The sequence below is a fragment of the Arthrobacter sp. GAS37 genome (assembly GCF_044908325.1).
GTDB classification, from domain to species: Bacteria; Actinomycetota; Actinomycetes; order Actinomycetales; family Micrococcaceae; genus Arthrobacter; species Arthrobacter ramosus.
The window spans coordinates 1-13,886 of record NZ_JBIYDB010000066.1 but is presented as its reverse complement, the minus strand read 5'-3'; the positions used below and the strand labels follow the sequence as shown (position 1 = coordinate 13,886).

Here is a 13,886-nt window from a genome sequence, read left to right as displayed (position 1 = left end):
TGCGACGGGTTGATGACATTCTGGTGATTCCTCATTCCGGTAATCCCCATCGTTTCATGGGGTACCGCTGTCCGAAATCTCCAGGGCAGCCCACTTCAGGGGCAATCTAGGTGTGGTTGAGTTCTGGGTATGGGCCTTGAGCTGACGAGCGAACTTCTTGATTCGTGGACGCTGGTTGATGACGATGTGGCATTGAGGTCCTAATTCGAGGCCCGGTATTTGGAGCGGAGGTGATCCGATAATGACGACCAGGAGAGTTTCCACCAGATCGGTCTTAACCTTGATCGACGAATGGCAGCCAGAGAACATAACACTGGCTGCTACTGCCGCCTTGGCGCTTGGGTCGATTGACCCATTGGAAATGCTCCAGCTCGTACTGACAGATGTCCCGACCTTGGTTCGCACGTACAGGCGCCGTGTAAAGACTGATGCAAATGTGCTTGGTGATCGCGAACTTCTGTCACGACTCGAGGAGTACGCTGGCCGCCAGGTTCTTGCTGCCGCGATCTCGGTTGGCGGAACTATGGTCTATATGTGGTTCGACGAAGAGATGACAAAAGTCCTTGGATGTGTCATCGGCAGAGACCACCGTTCCCAGGGCGAGGCCAGGACGTCAGACTTGTGATCGCAAGGGCTCGGAGGGCCAATGGTACGTGTCGAAAGTTGGGTGCCAATACCGAAGCCCGAGTAGCGAGGGGTCGGCACAACGTTCGGTCCTGATGGTTCATTTGCCTACTTTGGAATGTACTGAGGAGTGTCTTGAGACCAGCCACCACGGATGAAGCGCCTTATGTTGAGCAGCTCATCGAGTCGTTGCGCGGGGAGCAGCTCAGCCGTGTTACGTATGTCTACCCTGAATTTTCGACTTGGACCCCGGAGTATGAAGCCGATCAGATAGACGAGGTCGACATGGATGTCGTCCTGCATTTTGTTGCAGGAGGTCACCTGAAGATTTCGTGGGCGATGGCTGGTCTCATTGAAGGGCTCGAGCTAAGCCGCGACGATTTTCCGTTGGAAAACTTGCCGCATGTGGATGTTTCCTCGTCGTCAAACTGGGCTCGCTTCATAGGGAATGAGCTGAAGGATGCAAGAGCGCTGTGGCATCCGGCTAATCAAGGGGCTCCCGACAGCATTTGGTGGATGGGTTTCTTTTTTCACTCTGGCGTTTCCTTCTCGGTTGTTCTGGGAGAGTTGCGAGACGGCATTGCCGATTATCAGCCCGACTCGCTTCTCGTCATTTTTGATGAACTGCGGGATTTCGAGTTCAGAAAACGAATGGGCCAGTACTGGCCCTAGTCGACTACAACGTCACAGACAGGACCGCCGATGACTTGTCTCGACCCCATCGTGTGCGAATTCCGAGACCGATTCGGCTTGTCTGAATTACTCATCTCCTGTACCCCCAAATTGTGAAGTGAACTCCCGTGCCGATGCTAAGGCAGGCTTGCGGGAATCCAGGTCAGCTCGCCGCGCTTGTCAAGCAATCGGGTTTACAACGAAGGCCGTCGCGTCCTTCGGCGCGTGGTCCGTGGAAGGGGCGGTGTTGCCTCGGCCACGGTGAGGATCGTCGCCAGATGCGCCTCGGTGAATCGCATGGTGCGTTCCCCGAATTTAAGGTAGGGCCATGCACCCGATCGGGCGTTGGCGCGGACGGTCGCGGGGCGGAGTTGGAGGATCTTGGCAAGTTCTTCGACCTTGTAGGTGCGAGGCCCGGTTTCTGTTGCTGGGAGCGTCATGGTGGTCTTTCCGTGAGAATAGGAGCGTCTACGGACGAAGATAGCCCCAAACGGCGCCAAAGACCAATCTGAGATTTGAAATGGTGCTCAAAGTGTGGTAATGCAGTGTTCCAAGCACCACTTTTCCACTCCTGTTCGTGCGGCCGAGCTCAGTGGCAGTCCGCAGAAAGTCCGCAGCAGGTCCGCAAGAAGCCATTTTCCTCCCATCACGACCAACCCTGAAAAGCCCGGAATCTCGCGGTTTTCAGCATCAACCAACACCCTCCAACCATTAGCTGGCAGTTCGTGAACTTCCGCAGCTAAGACTTTGCTGCGGCCCAGGCCGCCATCCAGAAGTACGACGACGGCGCGTTGCCCCCTGAGCGGGCAACGCGCCGTCGTCGTTAATGGGGCTGTCGTTAATCTGACCAGGCGCGTCACGCCGCGCAACTTTTTGGGGTCGAGGCCGGGCCGGGACCCCGGGATTCTGCGACTGCGCCGATCCGCGGAGGTCAAAAGACTGCGTCGCGTGACACCCACCCAAAATAATTACGACATGTTTTATTTGCCTAATCGCGCCTAGCGGGTACTGTACTTCCTTAGGCGAGCCTAAGTGTGGCTCCCCTAACGAAAGATTCCACATGACCGCGAACTTCCTGATCGGCCTGCGCGAAGGCCTTGAAGCCACCCTCGTGGTGGTCCTGCTCATGGCCTACCTGGTCAAGACCGGACGCCGCTCCCTGCTCCCCCGGCTTTGGGCGGGCGTCGGCATCGCCGTGGCCGTATCCATCGCCTTCGGGGCCCTGCTCACTTTCGGTCCGCAGGGACTGACTTTCGCTGCGCAAGAGGCGATCGGGGGCGGATTGTCCATTGTCGCCGTCGCGCTCGTCACCTGGATGGTCTTCTGGATGGCGCGCACTGCCCGCAGCCTCGGCGGCGAGCTGAAGTCGCAAGTGGACAAAATGGCCGACGGCGCCGCGTGGGGCCTCGTGGTCGTGGCGGCACTCGCGGTGGGCCGCGAAGGACTCGAGACGGCACTGTTCCTTTGGGCTGCTGCCCAGGCCGCCGGCGAATCGTCACAGCCGCTGCTCGGCGCCCTGCTGGGCCTGGCCGTTGCCGCCGGGCTCGGATACCTGCTGCACCGCGGGGTCCTCAAGGTCAATCTCTCGCGGTTCTTCACGTGGACCGGAGTCGGCCTCATCGTGATCGCGGGCGGCGTGCTGGCTTATGGCATCCATGACCTCCAGGAAGCCGGAATCCTGCCCGGGCTCCACAACCTCGCGTTCGATGTCTCCGCGGCCATCCCGCCGTCGTCCTGGTACGGCACCCTGCTGAAGGGCACCCTCAACCTTTCCCCCGCCACCACCTGGCTCGAAGCCGGAGCCTGGTTGCTGTACGTGATTCCGGTGCTCTTTTTCTACATTCGGGCCAACGGTTCCACGCCCGCAAAATCCTCCGGCAACGCAGTCGCAGGAAACGCGGCCACGTCCAAAGCCGCCTAAACGCTTCTCGCACTCCACAACAGAAGGAAAACCCCATGCCTGGCACTCCCCTGCCCAAAATGACGCTGCCCAAAATGACCTCCCGCCGCCGGAAGTCCCTCGCCCTCGTCGCCGCGGCCGCCGCTGTTCCGCTGGTGCTCACCGGATGCACGGACAACACAAAGACTCCCGGCTCCAGCGCTTCCGCCGGACCGATCCAGGTCGCCAGCAACAAAACCGAGTGCAAGGTCTCCACCGGCAGCGTCCCCAGCGGCAACCTGAGCTTCGCAGTCAAGAACGAAGGCACGGAAATCACCGAGTTCTACCTCCTCGCCGAGGACGGCTTGCGGATCGTCGGCGAAGTGGAGAACATCGGTCCCGGACTGACCCGCAACCTGGTGGTCACGGCTCCCGCGGGAAAGTACACCACCGCGTGCAAACCTGGTATGCAGGGGGCGACGGTATCCGTGCCGCCTTTGAGGTCACGGATTCCGGAAACAAAACCGGCGTCGATGCCGATTTCCAGAAGCTTGTGGACACCGGCGTCCAGCAGTACACGGCGTACGTCAAGGACCAGACCGAGCAGCTCGTGACCGGCACCAAGGCCTTCGCCGATGCCTACGCTGCAGGCGACGCAACCAAGGCCCGCGAACTCTACGCCGCAACCCGCATGCACTGGGAGCGGATCGAACCGGTCGCGGAATCCTTCGGCGACCTCGACCCCAAGCTCGACGCACGCGAAGCCGACCGTGAGCCCGGCCAGGAATGGACCGGCTGGCATCGCGCGGAGAAGGACCTGTTCCCGCCGGCAGGTTACACGGCGCTCACGGCAACCGAGCGAGCCAAAATCGCCACGCAGCTCGTCTCCGATACCGAGGAGCTCGGCAAGCGCACCCGCACGGTGGTGCTCTCCGCGGACAAGCTCGGCAACGGCGCCAAGGAACTCCTGGACGAAGTTGCACGGGGCAAGGTCACCGGCGAGGAAGAAATCTGGTCCCACACTGACCTCTGGGACTTTCAAGCCAACGTCGACGGCGCCCGGATCGCGTTCGAAAACCTCAAGCCCGCGCTCGCTCAGAAGGACCCCGCCCTGGCCACGAGCCTCGATGAGAAATTCGCTGCCCTGCAGGCCGAGCTCAAGAAGCACGCCAAGGGCGACGGCTTCGCGTACTACAACGAACTCAGCCCCGCCGAGGTCCAGCAGCTCGCCGCGCTGGTCGACGCCCTGGGAGAGCCACTGTCCAAGCTCACCTCAGCGGTGGTCCTGTGAGCGGCTGCCCTTTCAACCACGAGCCCGCTGAGGCGCCCGACGGCGGAACGCGCGGCCTGTCCCGTCGCGGATTGTTCTCGCTTGCCGGCGTGGGCGGCGCCGGTGCCGTGGCAGGCCTTGCCGCCGGATACCTCAGCCATGATGCCGTTGCCGCAATGGCCGCCCCGGCCGGTACCGGAAGCAGCGTGGTTCCTTTCTACGGCGAACGCCAAGCCGGCATCGTCACTCCCGCCCAGGACCGCCTCCACATGGCTGCCTTCGACGTGACCGTTGAGGACCGCGCCGCACTCATCCAGCTCCTGAAGGACTGGACTGCCGCGGCCGAAGCCATGACAGCCGGCCGCACAACGGGAGCGACTGGCGCCGTCGACGGCCCCTACGACGCGCCGCCGGGAGGACACCGGAGAAGCTCTCGATCTGGCGGCAGGCAAGCTGACGTTGACGTTCGGCTTTGGCCCGGGCCTCTTCGAAAAGGACGGCAAGCCCCGCTTCAGCCTGGAGGGCCGCAGACCCGACGCCCTGATCGACCTGCCGCATTTCCCGGGCGATGCCCTTGAGGCTGCGCGTACCGGCGGGGACATCGTGGTCCAGGCGTGCGCCGACGATCCCCAGGTCGCCGTGCATGCGATCCGGAACCTCGCACGCATCGGTTTTGGCAAGGTGCGCGTCCGCTGGTCCCAGCTGGGCTTCGGCCGCACCTCGTCCACCTCCCGCGCCCAGACCACCGCGCGCAACCTTTTCGGCTTCAAGGACGGCACGGCCAACCTGAAGGCGGAAGACCCTGCACTCCTAAACGGGCACGTCTGGGCCACCGCCGGAACCCGCCCGGGTGAAGCGTGGATGGCGGGAGGCAGCTACCTTGTCTCCCGGCGGATTCGGATGCATATCGAGATCTGGGACCGGACCTCCCTCCGCGAACAGGAAGGGCTGATCGGCCGCACGAAGGGTGCGGGAGCGCCATTGTCCGGAGGACGAATTCACGGCGCCGGACTTCGGGATCAAGGGCCGCGACGGCGAGCCGTTGATTCCCATCGATTCCCACGTCCGTCTGGCGCACGCGGACCAGAACAACGGCGTGAAGATGCTCCGCCGCGGATACAACGACACCGACGGCTCGGACGGGCTCGGCCACCTCGACGCGGGCCTGTTCTTCATCGCCTTCGTCAAGGATCCGCGGACGCATTATGTGCCCATGCAGATGGCCATGGCAAAGAGAGACAAGCTGGCCCTGGAGTACCTCAAGCACACGGGCTCGGGCCTGTTCGCGGTACCCCCGGGCATTAAGGCGGGCGGCTTCATTGGTGAGGGCTTGTTCGCATGAAGCCGCCCGTCGTCGGACGCGGCACCGATACGGTTACGGGACCGCTGGCTAGGAAAGCGGCCGGCCGGCCATCCGCTCAAGCCGCTCGATGCGCTCACGCATGGGCGGGTGGGTGGCGAACAGCTTGGTCATGGCACCGCCGCGGAACGGGTTGGCAATCATGAGGTGCGAAGTATTAACGAGGCGCTGATCCTGTGGCAGCGGCACCTGCTTCACGCCCGCTTCGATCCTGCGGAGGGCTGAGGCGAGCGCCAGCGGATCGCCGGTGAGCTCTGCGCCGTCGTGGTCGGCGTCGTACTCCCTGGTGCGGGAAATGGCGAGCTGGATCAGCGAGGCGGCAAACGGCGCCAGGAGCGCCATGGCGATCATGGCAATCGGATTGGCGTTCCGCCGGTCCCCGCCGCCGAAGAACAGCAGGATCTGGCCCACCGAGGTAATGACGCCGGCGACGGCGGCCGCGATGGACGAGGTGAGGATGTCGCGGTTGTAGACATGCATGAGCTCATGCCCGAGGACGCCGCGGAGCTCGCGCGCGTCGAGCAAGTTCAGGATGCCCGCGGTGCAGCACACGGCGGCGTTCTTCGGATTGCGTCCCGTGGCGAAGGCATTGGGGGTCATGGTCGGAGAAACGTAGATCCGCGGCATGGGTTGGTTCGCCCGCACGGAGAGTTCCCGGACGATCTGGTACAGCTGCGGAGCCTGTGCTTCCGAAACCGGGTACGCGGCCATCGAGCGGATGGCGATCTTGTCGCTGTTCCAATATCCATAAGCCGTTGTCGCGATGCCGATCAGTGCCATGATCCAGATGGGCGACGCACTGCGCGTGCCCACACCGATCACGGCTCCGAGTCCCAGCAGCACCGCCCAGAGCACACCGAATAGCGCTGCGGTCTTCAGGCCATTGTGATGATTATGCACTTCACTACTTTCTTGCAGTCGTCTCGCTGTTGGTTCTGATCCGATTAACGCCGACGGCGGCCCGGACGTTCCGCCCAACTGGCTCGAAGTTGTTGTCGTTATGAGCCGCCTTAACGACAACAACTGTCAGCTACTTGGGCGTGGGGCTGAGCGCGGGCTAGGGCACCGGGTGGAGCGAATCGTACCGGAGGAATCCGCGCTGCCCGCGCGCCACGAGCCACGCCAGTACTGCGCACAGCACGCCGCCGAGGAGCAGGACCCAACCTTCGCTGAGGACCTTGGTGACGCCACCGGCGAGCATGTCCCCCACTCGCGGACCACCGGAAACCACCACGATGAACACGCCTTGCAACCGTCCCCGCATGTGGTCCGGGGTGGCCGATTGCAGGATGGTGGTGCGGAAGACGGCGCTGACCGAGTCAGAGATCCCGGCAAGGGCGCAACACAGGGCCGCCGGGATGATCCACAGCGTCACCCCGTCGCGCCCGGCGTCCCCGGCAAGGACTACGACCAGGCCGAAAGCTGCGATCGAGAATCCCCATCCGGCCACGGACCACACCACCGCACTGCCCTGGCGCCGAACCCTTCCCAGGGGCCCGGAGAATAGTCCCGCCAGGAAGGCGCCGACGGCCACCGAGGCGAGCAGCACACCCACGGTAGTGTCGCCGCCCCCGATCATCGTGGCTCCGATCGCGGGCATGAGGGCGCGCGGCTGGGCGCAGATCATCGCTACGAGGTCGATGATGAACGTCATGCGGAGGTTGGGCCGGGTGCCTAGGAAACGGAAGCCCTCGACGACGGAGCGCAGGCCGGGTGCCGACGCGCTCGCTGCCGCGGGAAGGGCCGGGAGCTTGAAAAGGCTCCACAGCGCGAAGGCGAAGCTCAGGGCATCGATCGTGTAGGTCCAGCCAAAACCGCTCGAAGCAACCAGCACACCGGCCAGCAGGGGGCCAGCCGTCATGGAAATGCCCATGTTGAGCATGCTCAACGCGTTGGCGGCGGGCAGCAGTTCCTTCCGGACCAGCAAGGGAATGATGGCGCTGCGTGCTGGCGCGTTGATACCTTGCGCGCCGCTCTGGATCGCGACGAGGAGGAACAGGATCCAGACACTGTTCAGCTGGAACCACGCTTGGAGTGCCAAGGCCACGCTGCAGGCCCACAAAACAAGGGACGCAACAATGGCGACTTTCCGCCGGTCATAGGCATCCGAAAGGGCGCCGCCAAACAAACCCGCAATCACCAGCGGAACCAGGGCAAAGATGCTGAGCAGGCCCACGTAGAGGCTCTGTTGGGTGATGCTGTAGACCTCAAGGCTCACGGCAACCAGGGTCAACTGGGACCCGACCATCGACACGGAAGACCCCAGCCACAGGCGGCGGAATGCGGGGCTTTCGCGAAGCGGGGTCATGTCAGCCAGGAGTTTTGCCACCGTCCAACCCTACCCACCCGCGCGTCCGCACTCCCGGAGCGCGGCGTGCCGCCGTCGCGCGCCCGAGTCCGGTCCGCCGTCGGCGGGTTCATCCGAAGTTAGCCTCACCTTATTGTGAAGGACTCATAATAAGTGCTTCAATGGGCGTATGGCAGATCACACGGCAGACCAGGAAGCGTGGGCTTCCGCCCTGCATTCCCACGGACGCCGCGTGACCAAGCAGCGTCTTGCGGTTCTTGCTGCCGTTCAGCACAATCCACATTCCCCGGCCGAAGGCATCCTGGCTGCCGCGCGCAAGGATCTTCCCGAACTGACAGCGCAGTCTGTTTATGTGGTGCTGAGCGACCTCACGGACCTACAGATGCTGCGACGCTTCGAACCGCCCCACTCTCCCGCGCTGTACGAGACGCGGGTGGGCGACAACCACCACCACGCCGTCTGCATCAGTTGCGGCCGCGTGGAGGATGTCGACTGCGCCGTAGGCCATGCCCCCTGTCTCACCCCGCACTGGGATGAGCACTCCACACCCATGACCATCCAGATCGCAGACGTCCTGTACCAAGGCATCTGCCAGGACTGCCAGGCCAAACAACAGCTTCCTACTCAAACGCAAGCAACCACGAAATAGGAGAACGATGACCGCGAACATCTCGACCACCCAGTCGGGCGCCCCCGTCACCTCGGACGCGCATTCCCAGTCCGTTGGTGCCGATGGTGCCATCATTTTGACCGACCACTACCTGGTGGAAAAGCTCGCCCAGTTCAACCGCGAGCGCGTCCCGGAGCGTGTTGTCCACGCCAAGGGTGGCGGCGCTTTCGGTACCTTCAAGACGTCCTCGGACGTTTCCCAGTACACCAAGGCAGCTTTCCTGCAGCCCGGTGTCGAGACGGACATGCTCATCCGTTTCTCCTCCGTCGCAGGCGAGAACGGCTCCCCTGACACGTGGCGCGACCCCCGCGGCTTCGCCGTCAAGTTCTACACTTCCGAGGGCAACTACGACCTCGTGGGCAACAACACCCCGGTGTTCTTCATCCGCGACGGCATCAAGTTCCCCGACTTCATCCACTCCCAGAAGCGCCTCCCGGGCACCCACCTGCGCGACGCCGACATGCAGTGGGATTTCTGGACCCTCTCCCCCGAGTCCGCACACCAGGTCACCTGGCTCATGGGCGACCGTGGCCTGCCGGCTTCCTGGCGCGAAATGCAGGGCTACGGCTCGCACACCTACCAGTGGATCAACGCCGAGGGCGAGCGCTTCTGGGTCAAGTACCACTTCAAGTCCAACCAGGGCGTCAAGACCATCACCGGCGACCAGGCTGAAGAGCTGGCCGGCTCGGATGCGGACTTCTACATCCGCGACCTCCAGGAAAACATTGCCGCCGGCAACTTCCCGTCTTGGGAACTGCACGTCCAGGTCATGCCTTACGAGGACGCCAAGACGTATCGCTTCAACCCGTTCGACCTCACCAAGGTGTGGCCGCACTCGGACTACCCGCTGATCCACGTGGGCACCATGGAGCTCAACAAGAACCCGGAGAACTACTTCGCGCAGATCGAGCAGGCCACCTTCGCGCCGTCGAACTTCGTTCCGGGTATCGCTGCCTCCCCGGACAAGATGCTGCAGGCCCGCATCTTCTCCTACGCTGACGCACACCGCTACCGCGTGGGCACCAACCACGCCCAGATCCCGGTGAACCAGCCGAAGAACCAGGTCAACAACTACAGCCAGGACGGCGCGGGACGCTACCTGTTCAACGCTCCTTCGGTTCCGGTCTACGCACCGAACTCCGTGGGTGGCCCGGCTGCTGTTGAGCCGCAGAACCCGGCCGGTGGCTGGGAGAACGACGGCGAACTGACGCTCTCCGCACACTCCCTGCACGCCGAGGACGGCGACTTCGTCCAGGCCGGCGCGCTGTACCGCGAGGTTTACGACGACGGCGCCAAGGCCCGTCTGCTGGAGACCATCACGGGCGCTGTGGGCGGCGTCAAGAGCCCCGGCATCAAGGAACGCGCCATCCAGTACTGGACCAACGTCGATGCTGAACTCGGCGCCAAGCTGCGCGCCAACCTCGGCGCAGGCGAGGGCGAGTCGGCTGCAGAGGCAGCCAACAAGCTGTAACAACATCCACAAACGAAGCAACCCCGCTGCGGATTCTCCGCGGCGGGGTTGCTTTTTTAATGCGCATCGAAACCGGGGCTTGTTTGCGATTCCTGAGCTTGTAGCTCCTGGAATGGGAAACAAGGTACCGATCCAGGGGTGTGCCTCTCAGCGACGAGGTTCCGCGGCGGGTCTTCCGCGCCAGGTTTTCCGCGACGAGGCTCCGCGACGGGTTTTCCACATAGCCGACAATGTCTCTGGCTAGCTCGGCATTGTGATCCATAGGATCCTTACATGAGCACATTTACCGGGATCCCCGCAGAGGCCATCGCCTTCTATGCCGAACTTGAAGAGAACAACAACCGCGAATGGTGGTTGGCGCATAAAGACATCTACGACTCCGCCGTGAAGGAGCCATTGACCCTGTTGCTGGAAGAGCTTGAACCACGATTCGGGCCGGGCAAGGTTTTCCGTCCGAACCGGGATGTCCGCTTCTCCCAGGACAAGTCCCCCTACAAGACGGCACAGGGAGGGTTTGCAGCGGACAAGGAGGGCGTGGGCTTCTACCTCCAGCTCAGTGCAGACGGCCTGTTGGTCGGCGGTGGATGCCACTCGCGCACCCCGGAGCAGATTGCCCGGTTCCGCGCCGCTACGGATTCGCCGGCCAGCGGAGAGGAACTCCAGAAAATTGTCGATTCCATCGCCGCGGCAGGTTTCGCGGTGGAGGGCGAGAAGCTCAAGACTGTGCCGCGTGGTTTCGACAAAGACCATCCACGGGCCGAGCTCCTGAAGCACAAGTCGCTGTCTGCTGGGATGACCCTGGGCGAACCGGAATGGATGTCCCAGCCCTCAGCCAGGGAAGAAATCGCGAAGCGCTGGGAGGTACTGCGCCCGCTCGTGGAGTGGGTCAACGAGCACGCGGCGCCGTAATATCGTTGGGGCCAAAAGCGTTGGAGCAGCCCATGCCTTGGAGCCGTAGCTCTGGATCCAACGGAAAGACCCCTCGGGCCCTGGACCATGCGTCCAAAGCTCGAGGGGACCGTCAACGGGGTCGGGTGGGTCGATCCGGCCGCTTAAACCCTACTGAGGCTGTCTTCGTCGTCGCTGGATTCGCTTGAATCATTGTTCCTGCCGGAAACAGTTGCCGTCCCGGAGACGGCGGCCTTCGCCGAAGCGAACTTCTCGTTCAGTCGGGAGTGGCGCTGCCCGTAGGCAAAGTAGATGGCAAGTCCGATTACCAGCCAGATGGCGAAGAAGATCCAGGTCTCCACGGCCAGGTTTGTCATCAGGTAGACGCACAGCACAGCCGAAACCACGGGAAGCACCTTGCCGAACGGAACCCGGAAAGCCGGCTTCAGATCCGGGCGCTTCTTACGCAAGACCAGGATGCCCAGGCTCACCATGACGAAGGCCGAGAGGGTACCGATGTTGATCATTTCTTCGAGAAGATCAACGTTGGTCAGACCGGCGACGATTGCCACAGCAGCGCCACAGATGATCTGGAGGCGGACCGGCGTCGAACGCTTCTCGTTCGTCTTGGACAGTGCCCGCGGCAGCAGACCGTCGCGGCTCATGGCCAGGACCACGCGGGCCAGGCCCATGAGCAGCACCATGATGACGGTGGTCAAACCGATCAGGGAGCCGAAGGCAATGACCTTGGCCGCGTCGGTGTTTCCAACCGCTTCGAAGGCCGTGGTCAGGGTGGGGTTCTTGGCTTGGGCCAGTTGTGTGTAGGACACCATGCCGGTCAGGGCGAGGGAGACCAGGATGTACAGCAGCGTCACGAGCGCCAGGCCGCCGAAGATTCCCCGGGGCAGGGTCTTCTGGGGGTTCTTGACCTCTTCCGCGGAGGTGGCAACTACGTCGAAGCCAATGAAGGCAAAGAACACCAAGGCTGCGCCGGCAAAGATGCCCAGCGTTCCGTACTGCGCCGGGACCGCACCAGTAAGGAAGCCGAAGAGGGACTGCTTCATGACATCCGCACCGTCGGTGCCTCCGGTAGGCTGCGATGCCGGGACAAAGGGCGCGTAGTTGGAGAATTTCACGTAGGTGAAGCCGACAACAATCACGAACAGCACCACGGCGATCTTGATCAGCGTGAAGACGTTGCCTACGCGGGCGGACAGCTTGGTGCCGAGCACCAGGAGCACCGTGAAGGTCGCGACAATCAGGAAAGCACCCCAATAGAGATCCACGCCGGCGATGTTCAAGGCCGGGGGCATATCCACACCCATGAGCGCAAACACTTTGCTCAAGTAGATGCCCCAGTACTTCGCGATGACGGCAGCAGCGGTAAACAATTCAAGGATGAGGTTCCAACCAATGATCCAGGCGAGTACTTCACCCATGGTGGCGTAAGTGAAGACGTAGGCGGACCCAGCGACCGGGATCGCGGTAGCGAATTCTGCGTAGCACATGATGGCCAAGGCGCAGGTGACGGCCGCGACGGCGAAGGAGATCGTCACGGCGGGGCCGGCAAAGTTCGCAGCGGCCTTGGCGCCGACCGAGAAGATCCCAGCGCCGACTGCAACGGCAACGCCCATGATCATCAGATCCCAGGTGCTGAGGGAACGCTTGAGCTTGCGTCCGGGTTCATCGGCGTCCGCGATGGACTGCTCGATCGATTTGGTCCGGAGGAGGTTCATAGAAGAGTCCACAATCTTGATGAGGTGGTAGAAACAGACTCATCAAGAGTAGTGTCCAGCCAATGGACCCCCACATTTGTCCCAAATCGTGAGACACAAGGGCGGCTTGCCTTCAGAGCTTGGGGACGTTCCAATCCATCAAGGTGGAACGGATCAGGAAGCGTTTCCCCTCAGGCGATTCCACGGAGAAGCCGCTCCCACGGCCGTCCACTACATCCACCGTCAGATGGGTGTGGGACCAGTAATTGAACTGCTCCCGGGACATCCAGAACTCCAAAGGCTGCGGCCGTTCGGGCTCGCCGATGTCGAAAAGCCCAAGCAAAACGTCCGAATCACCGGTAATGAATTCGCCAGCGGGGTAACACATGGGTGAGGAGCCGTCGCAACAACCACCTGACTGATGGAACATGAGCGGACCGTGTTGCTCCCACAACTTCCGGAGCAGTTCGATGGAAACGGCGGTGAGCGCCACCCGGGAAAAGTCTTCCCCGGGCAGCGTCACTGCGGCGTCAAGCCTGTCGTGGTGCATTAGAACTTCAGCACCACGCGGCCGTCGATCTTGGCGTGCTTCATTTCGTCAAGGACCGCGTTGACCTCGGAGAGCTCCCGCGTGGACACGGTCGGGTGGATCTTGCCCTGCGCATAGAGATCCAGCGCTTCCTCCAGGTCCTGCCGCGTTCCCACGATCGAGCCGCGGACCGTCAGGCCCTTGAGAACAATCTCGAAGATCGGCGCAGGAAAGTCCCCCGGCGGAAGTCCGTTGAACACGATCGTCCCGCCGCGCCTGGCCATGCCGATCGCCTGCCCGAACGCCGAAGGGTGCACCGCCGTGACCAGGACGCCGTGGCAGCCTCCGGTTTCCCGCTGGATGACTTCCGCGGGATCTTCGTGCAACGCGTTGACCGTGAGCTCTGCACCGTGTTTCTTGGCGAGGGCGAGCTTGTCGTCGGCGATGTCCACCGCGGCCACCCGCAATCCCATGGCCACCGCGTACTGGACCGCGATGTG

12 protein-coding genes and 2 pseudogenes are annotated in these 13,886 nt (G+C 62.7%); 8 read left to right on the top strand and 6 right to left on the bottom strand.

The genetic code is table 11. From position 1 onward, the window contains the following. Positions 1-241 precede the first annotated feature (241 nt). Positions 242-625, top strand: coding sequence for a hypothetical protein (locus ABH924_RS24215; protein WP_404502997.1), 384 nt, complete (start codon positions 242-244; stop codon positions 623-625). A gap of 134 nt (positions 626-759) precedes the next feature. Next, complete coding sequence (locus tag ABH924_RS24210) at positions 760-1,296, top strand: hypothetical protein (RefSeq protein ID WP_404502995.1); 537 nt, start codon at positions 760-762, stop codon at positions 1,294-1,296. 194 nt (positions 1,297-1,490) lie between these two features. On the opposite strand, the gene ABH924_RS24205 is transcribed toward ABH924_RS24210, so the two are convergent. After that, positions 1,491-1,736, bottom strand: coding sequence for a hypothetical protein (locus ABH924_RS24205; protein WP_404502993.1), 246 nt, complete (start codon positions 1,734-1,736; stop codon positions 1,491-1,493). A gap of 620 nt (positions 1,737-2,356) precedes the next feature. Here ABH924_RS24205 and efeU point away from each other — a divergent pair. The 3 genes and pseudogenes from efeU (at position 2,357) to efeB (ending at position 5,787) form a co-directional block, all read left to right on the top strand. Then, positions 2,357-3,217: an iron uptake transporter permease EfeU gene (gene efeU / locus ABH924_RS24200; protein ID WP_404502991.1), complete on the top strand. Its 861-nt coding sequence runs from the start codon at positions 2,357-2,359 to the stop codon at positions 3,215-3,217. 74 nt (positions 3,218-3,291) lie between these two features. Beyond that, a pseudogene (gene efeO, locus ABH924_RS24195) lies at positions 3,292-4,466 on the top strand (iron uptake system protein EfeO). Then, a pseudogene (gene efeB / locus ABH924_RS24190) lies at positions 4,463-5,787 on the top strand (iron uptake transporter deferrochelatase/peroxidase subunit). Before efeO ends, efeB begins: the two co-directional pseudogenes overlap by 4 nt. A 48-nt stretch (positions 5,788-5,835) precedes the next feature. Here efeB and htpX read toward each other — a convergent pair. Together htpX and ABH924_RS24180 are read right to left on the bottom strand one after the other, a co-directional pair. Beyond that, positions 5,836-6,705, bottom strand: a complete 870-nt coding sequence (gene htpX, locus ABH924_RS24185; protein WP_404502989.1) for a zinc metalloprotease HtpX — start codon at positions 6,703-6,705, stop codon at positions 5,836-5,838. A gap of 157 nt (positions 6,706-6,862) precedes the next feature. After that, on the bottom strand, positions 6,863-8,134 hold the full coding sequence (locus ABH924_RS24180; protein ID WP_404502987.1) for an MFS transporter: 1,272 nt from the start codon (positions 8,132-8,134) through the stop codon (positions 6,863-6,865). A 148-nt stretch (positions 8,135-8,282) separates the two neighbouring features. Between ABH924_RS24180 and ABH924_RS24175 the strand changes: the two genes are divergently transcribed. The 3 genes from ABH924_RS24175 to ABH924_RS24165 all read left to right on the top strand — a co-directional run bounded on the left by ABH924_RS24175 (position 8,283) and on the right by ABH924_RS24165 (position 11,163). Then, entirely contained in the window at positions 8,283-8,762 is a 480-nt protein-coding gene (locus ABH924_RS24175; RefSeq protein WP_404502985.1) for a Fur family transcriptional regulator, read from the top strand. A gap of 7 nt (positions 8,763-8,769) precedes the next feature. After that, the gene (locus tag ABH924_RS24170) at positions 8,770-10,254 is read left to right on the top strand and encodes a catalase (RefSeq protein WP_404502983.1); all 1,485 of its coding nucleotides are present in this window, start codon (positions 8,770-8,772) and stop codon (positions 10,252-10,254) included. Between the two features lie 273 nt (positions 10,255-10,527). Further along, positions 10,528-11,163 (top strand): DUF2461 domain-containing protein, encoded by a 636-nt coding sequence (locus ABH924_RS24165; protein WP_404502981.1) that lies wholly within the window; start codon positions 10,528-10,530, stop codon positions 11,161-11,163. Between the two features lie 143 nt (positions 11,164-11,306). Here ABH924_RS24165 and ABH924_RS24160 read toward each other — a convergent pair whose 3' ends face one another. The 3 genes from ABH924_RS24160 to ABH924_RS24150 all read right to left on the bottom strand — a co-directional run. Next, on the bottom strand, positions 11,307-12,878 hold the full coding sequence (locus ABH924_RS24160; protein ID WP_404502979.1) for an amino acid permease: 1,572 nt from the start codon (positions 12,876-12,878) through the stop codon (positions 11,307-11,309). A 112-nt stretch (positions 12,879-12,990) separates the two neighbouring features. Beyond that, positions 12,991-13,407, bottom strand: coding sequence for a DUF779 domain-containing protein (locus ABH924_RS24155; protein ID WP_234748966.1), 417 nt, complete (start codon positions 13,405-13,407; stop codon positions 12,991-12,993). Further along, positions 13,407-13,886: zinc-binding dehydrogenase (locus ABH924_RS24150; protein ID WP_404502976.1), on the bottom strand; the 480-nt coding region annotated here is incomplete at its 5' end. The genes ABH924_RS24150 and ABH924_RS24155, both read right to left, overlap by 1 nt.

Bases quoted from the DNA above. Each gene is read 5' to 3' on its own strand.
- ABH924_RS24160 (WP_404502979.1), bottom strand. From the start codon at position 12,878: ATGAACCTCCTCCGGACCAAATCGATCGAGCAGTCCATCGCGGACGCC.
- ABH924_RS24175 (WP_404502985.1), top strand. From the start codon at position 8,283: ATGGCAGATCACACGGCAGACCAGGAAGCGTGGGCTTCCGCCCTGCAT.
- ABH924_RS24170 (WP_404502983.1), top strand. From the start codon at position 8,770: ATGACCGCGAACATCTCGACCACCCAGTCGGGCGCCCCCGTCACCTCG.
- ABH924_RS24155 (WP_234748966.1), bottom strand. From the start codon at position 13,407: ATGCACCACGACAGGCTTGACGCCGCAGTGACGCTGCCCGGGGAAGAC.
- efeU (WP_404502991.1), top strand. From the start codon at position 2,357: ATGACCGCGAACTTCCTGATCGGCCTGCGCGAAGGCCTTGAAGCCACC.
- ABH924_RS24165 (WP_404502981.1), top strand. From the start codon at position 10,528: ATGAGCACATTTACCGGGATCCCCGCAGAGGCCATCGCCTTCTATGCC.
- ABH924_RS24205 (WP_404502993.1), bottom strand. From the start codon at position 1,736: ATGACGCTCCCAGCAACAGAAACCGGGCCTCGCACCTACAAGGTCGAA.
- ABH924_RS24215 (WP_404502997.1), top strand. From the start codon at position 242: ATGACGACCAGGAGAGTTTCCACCAGATCGGTCTTAACCTTGATCGAC.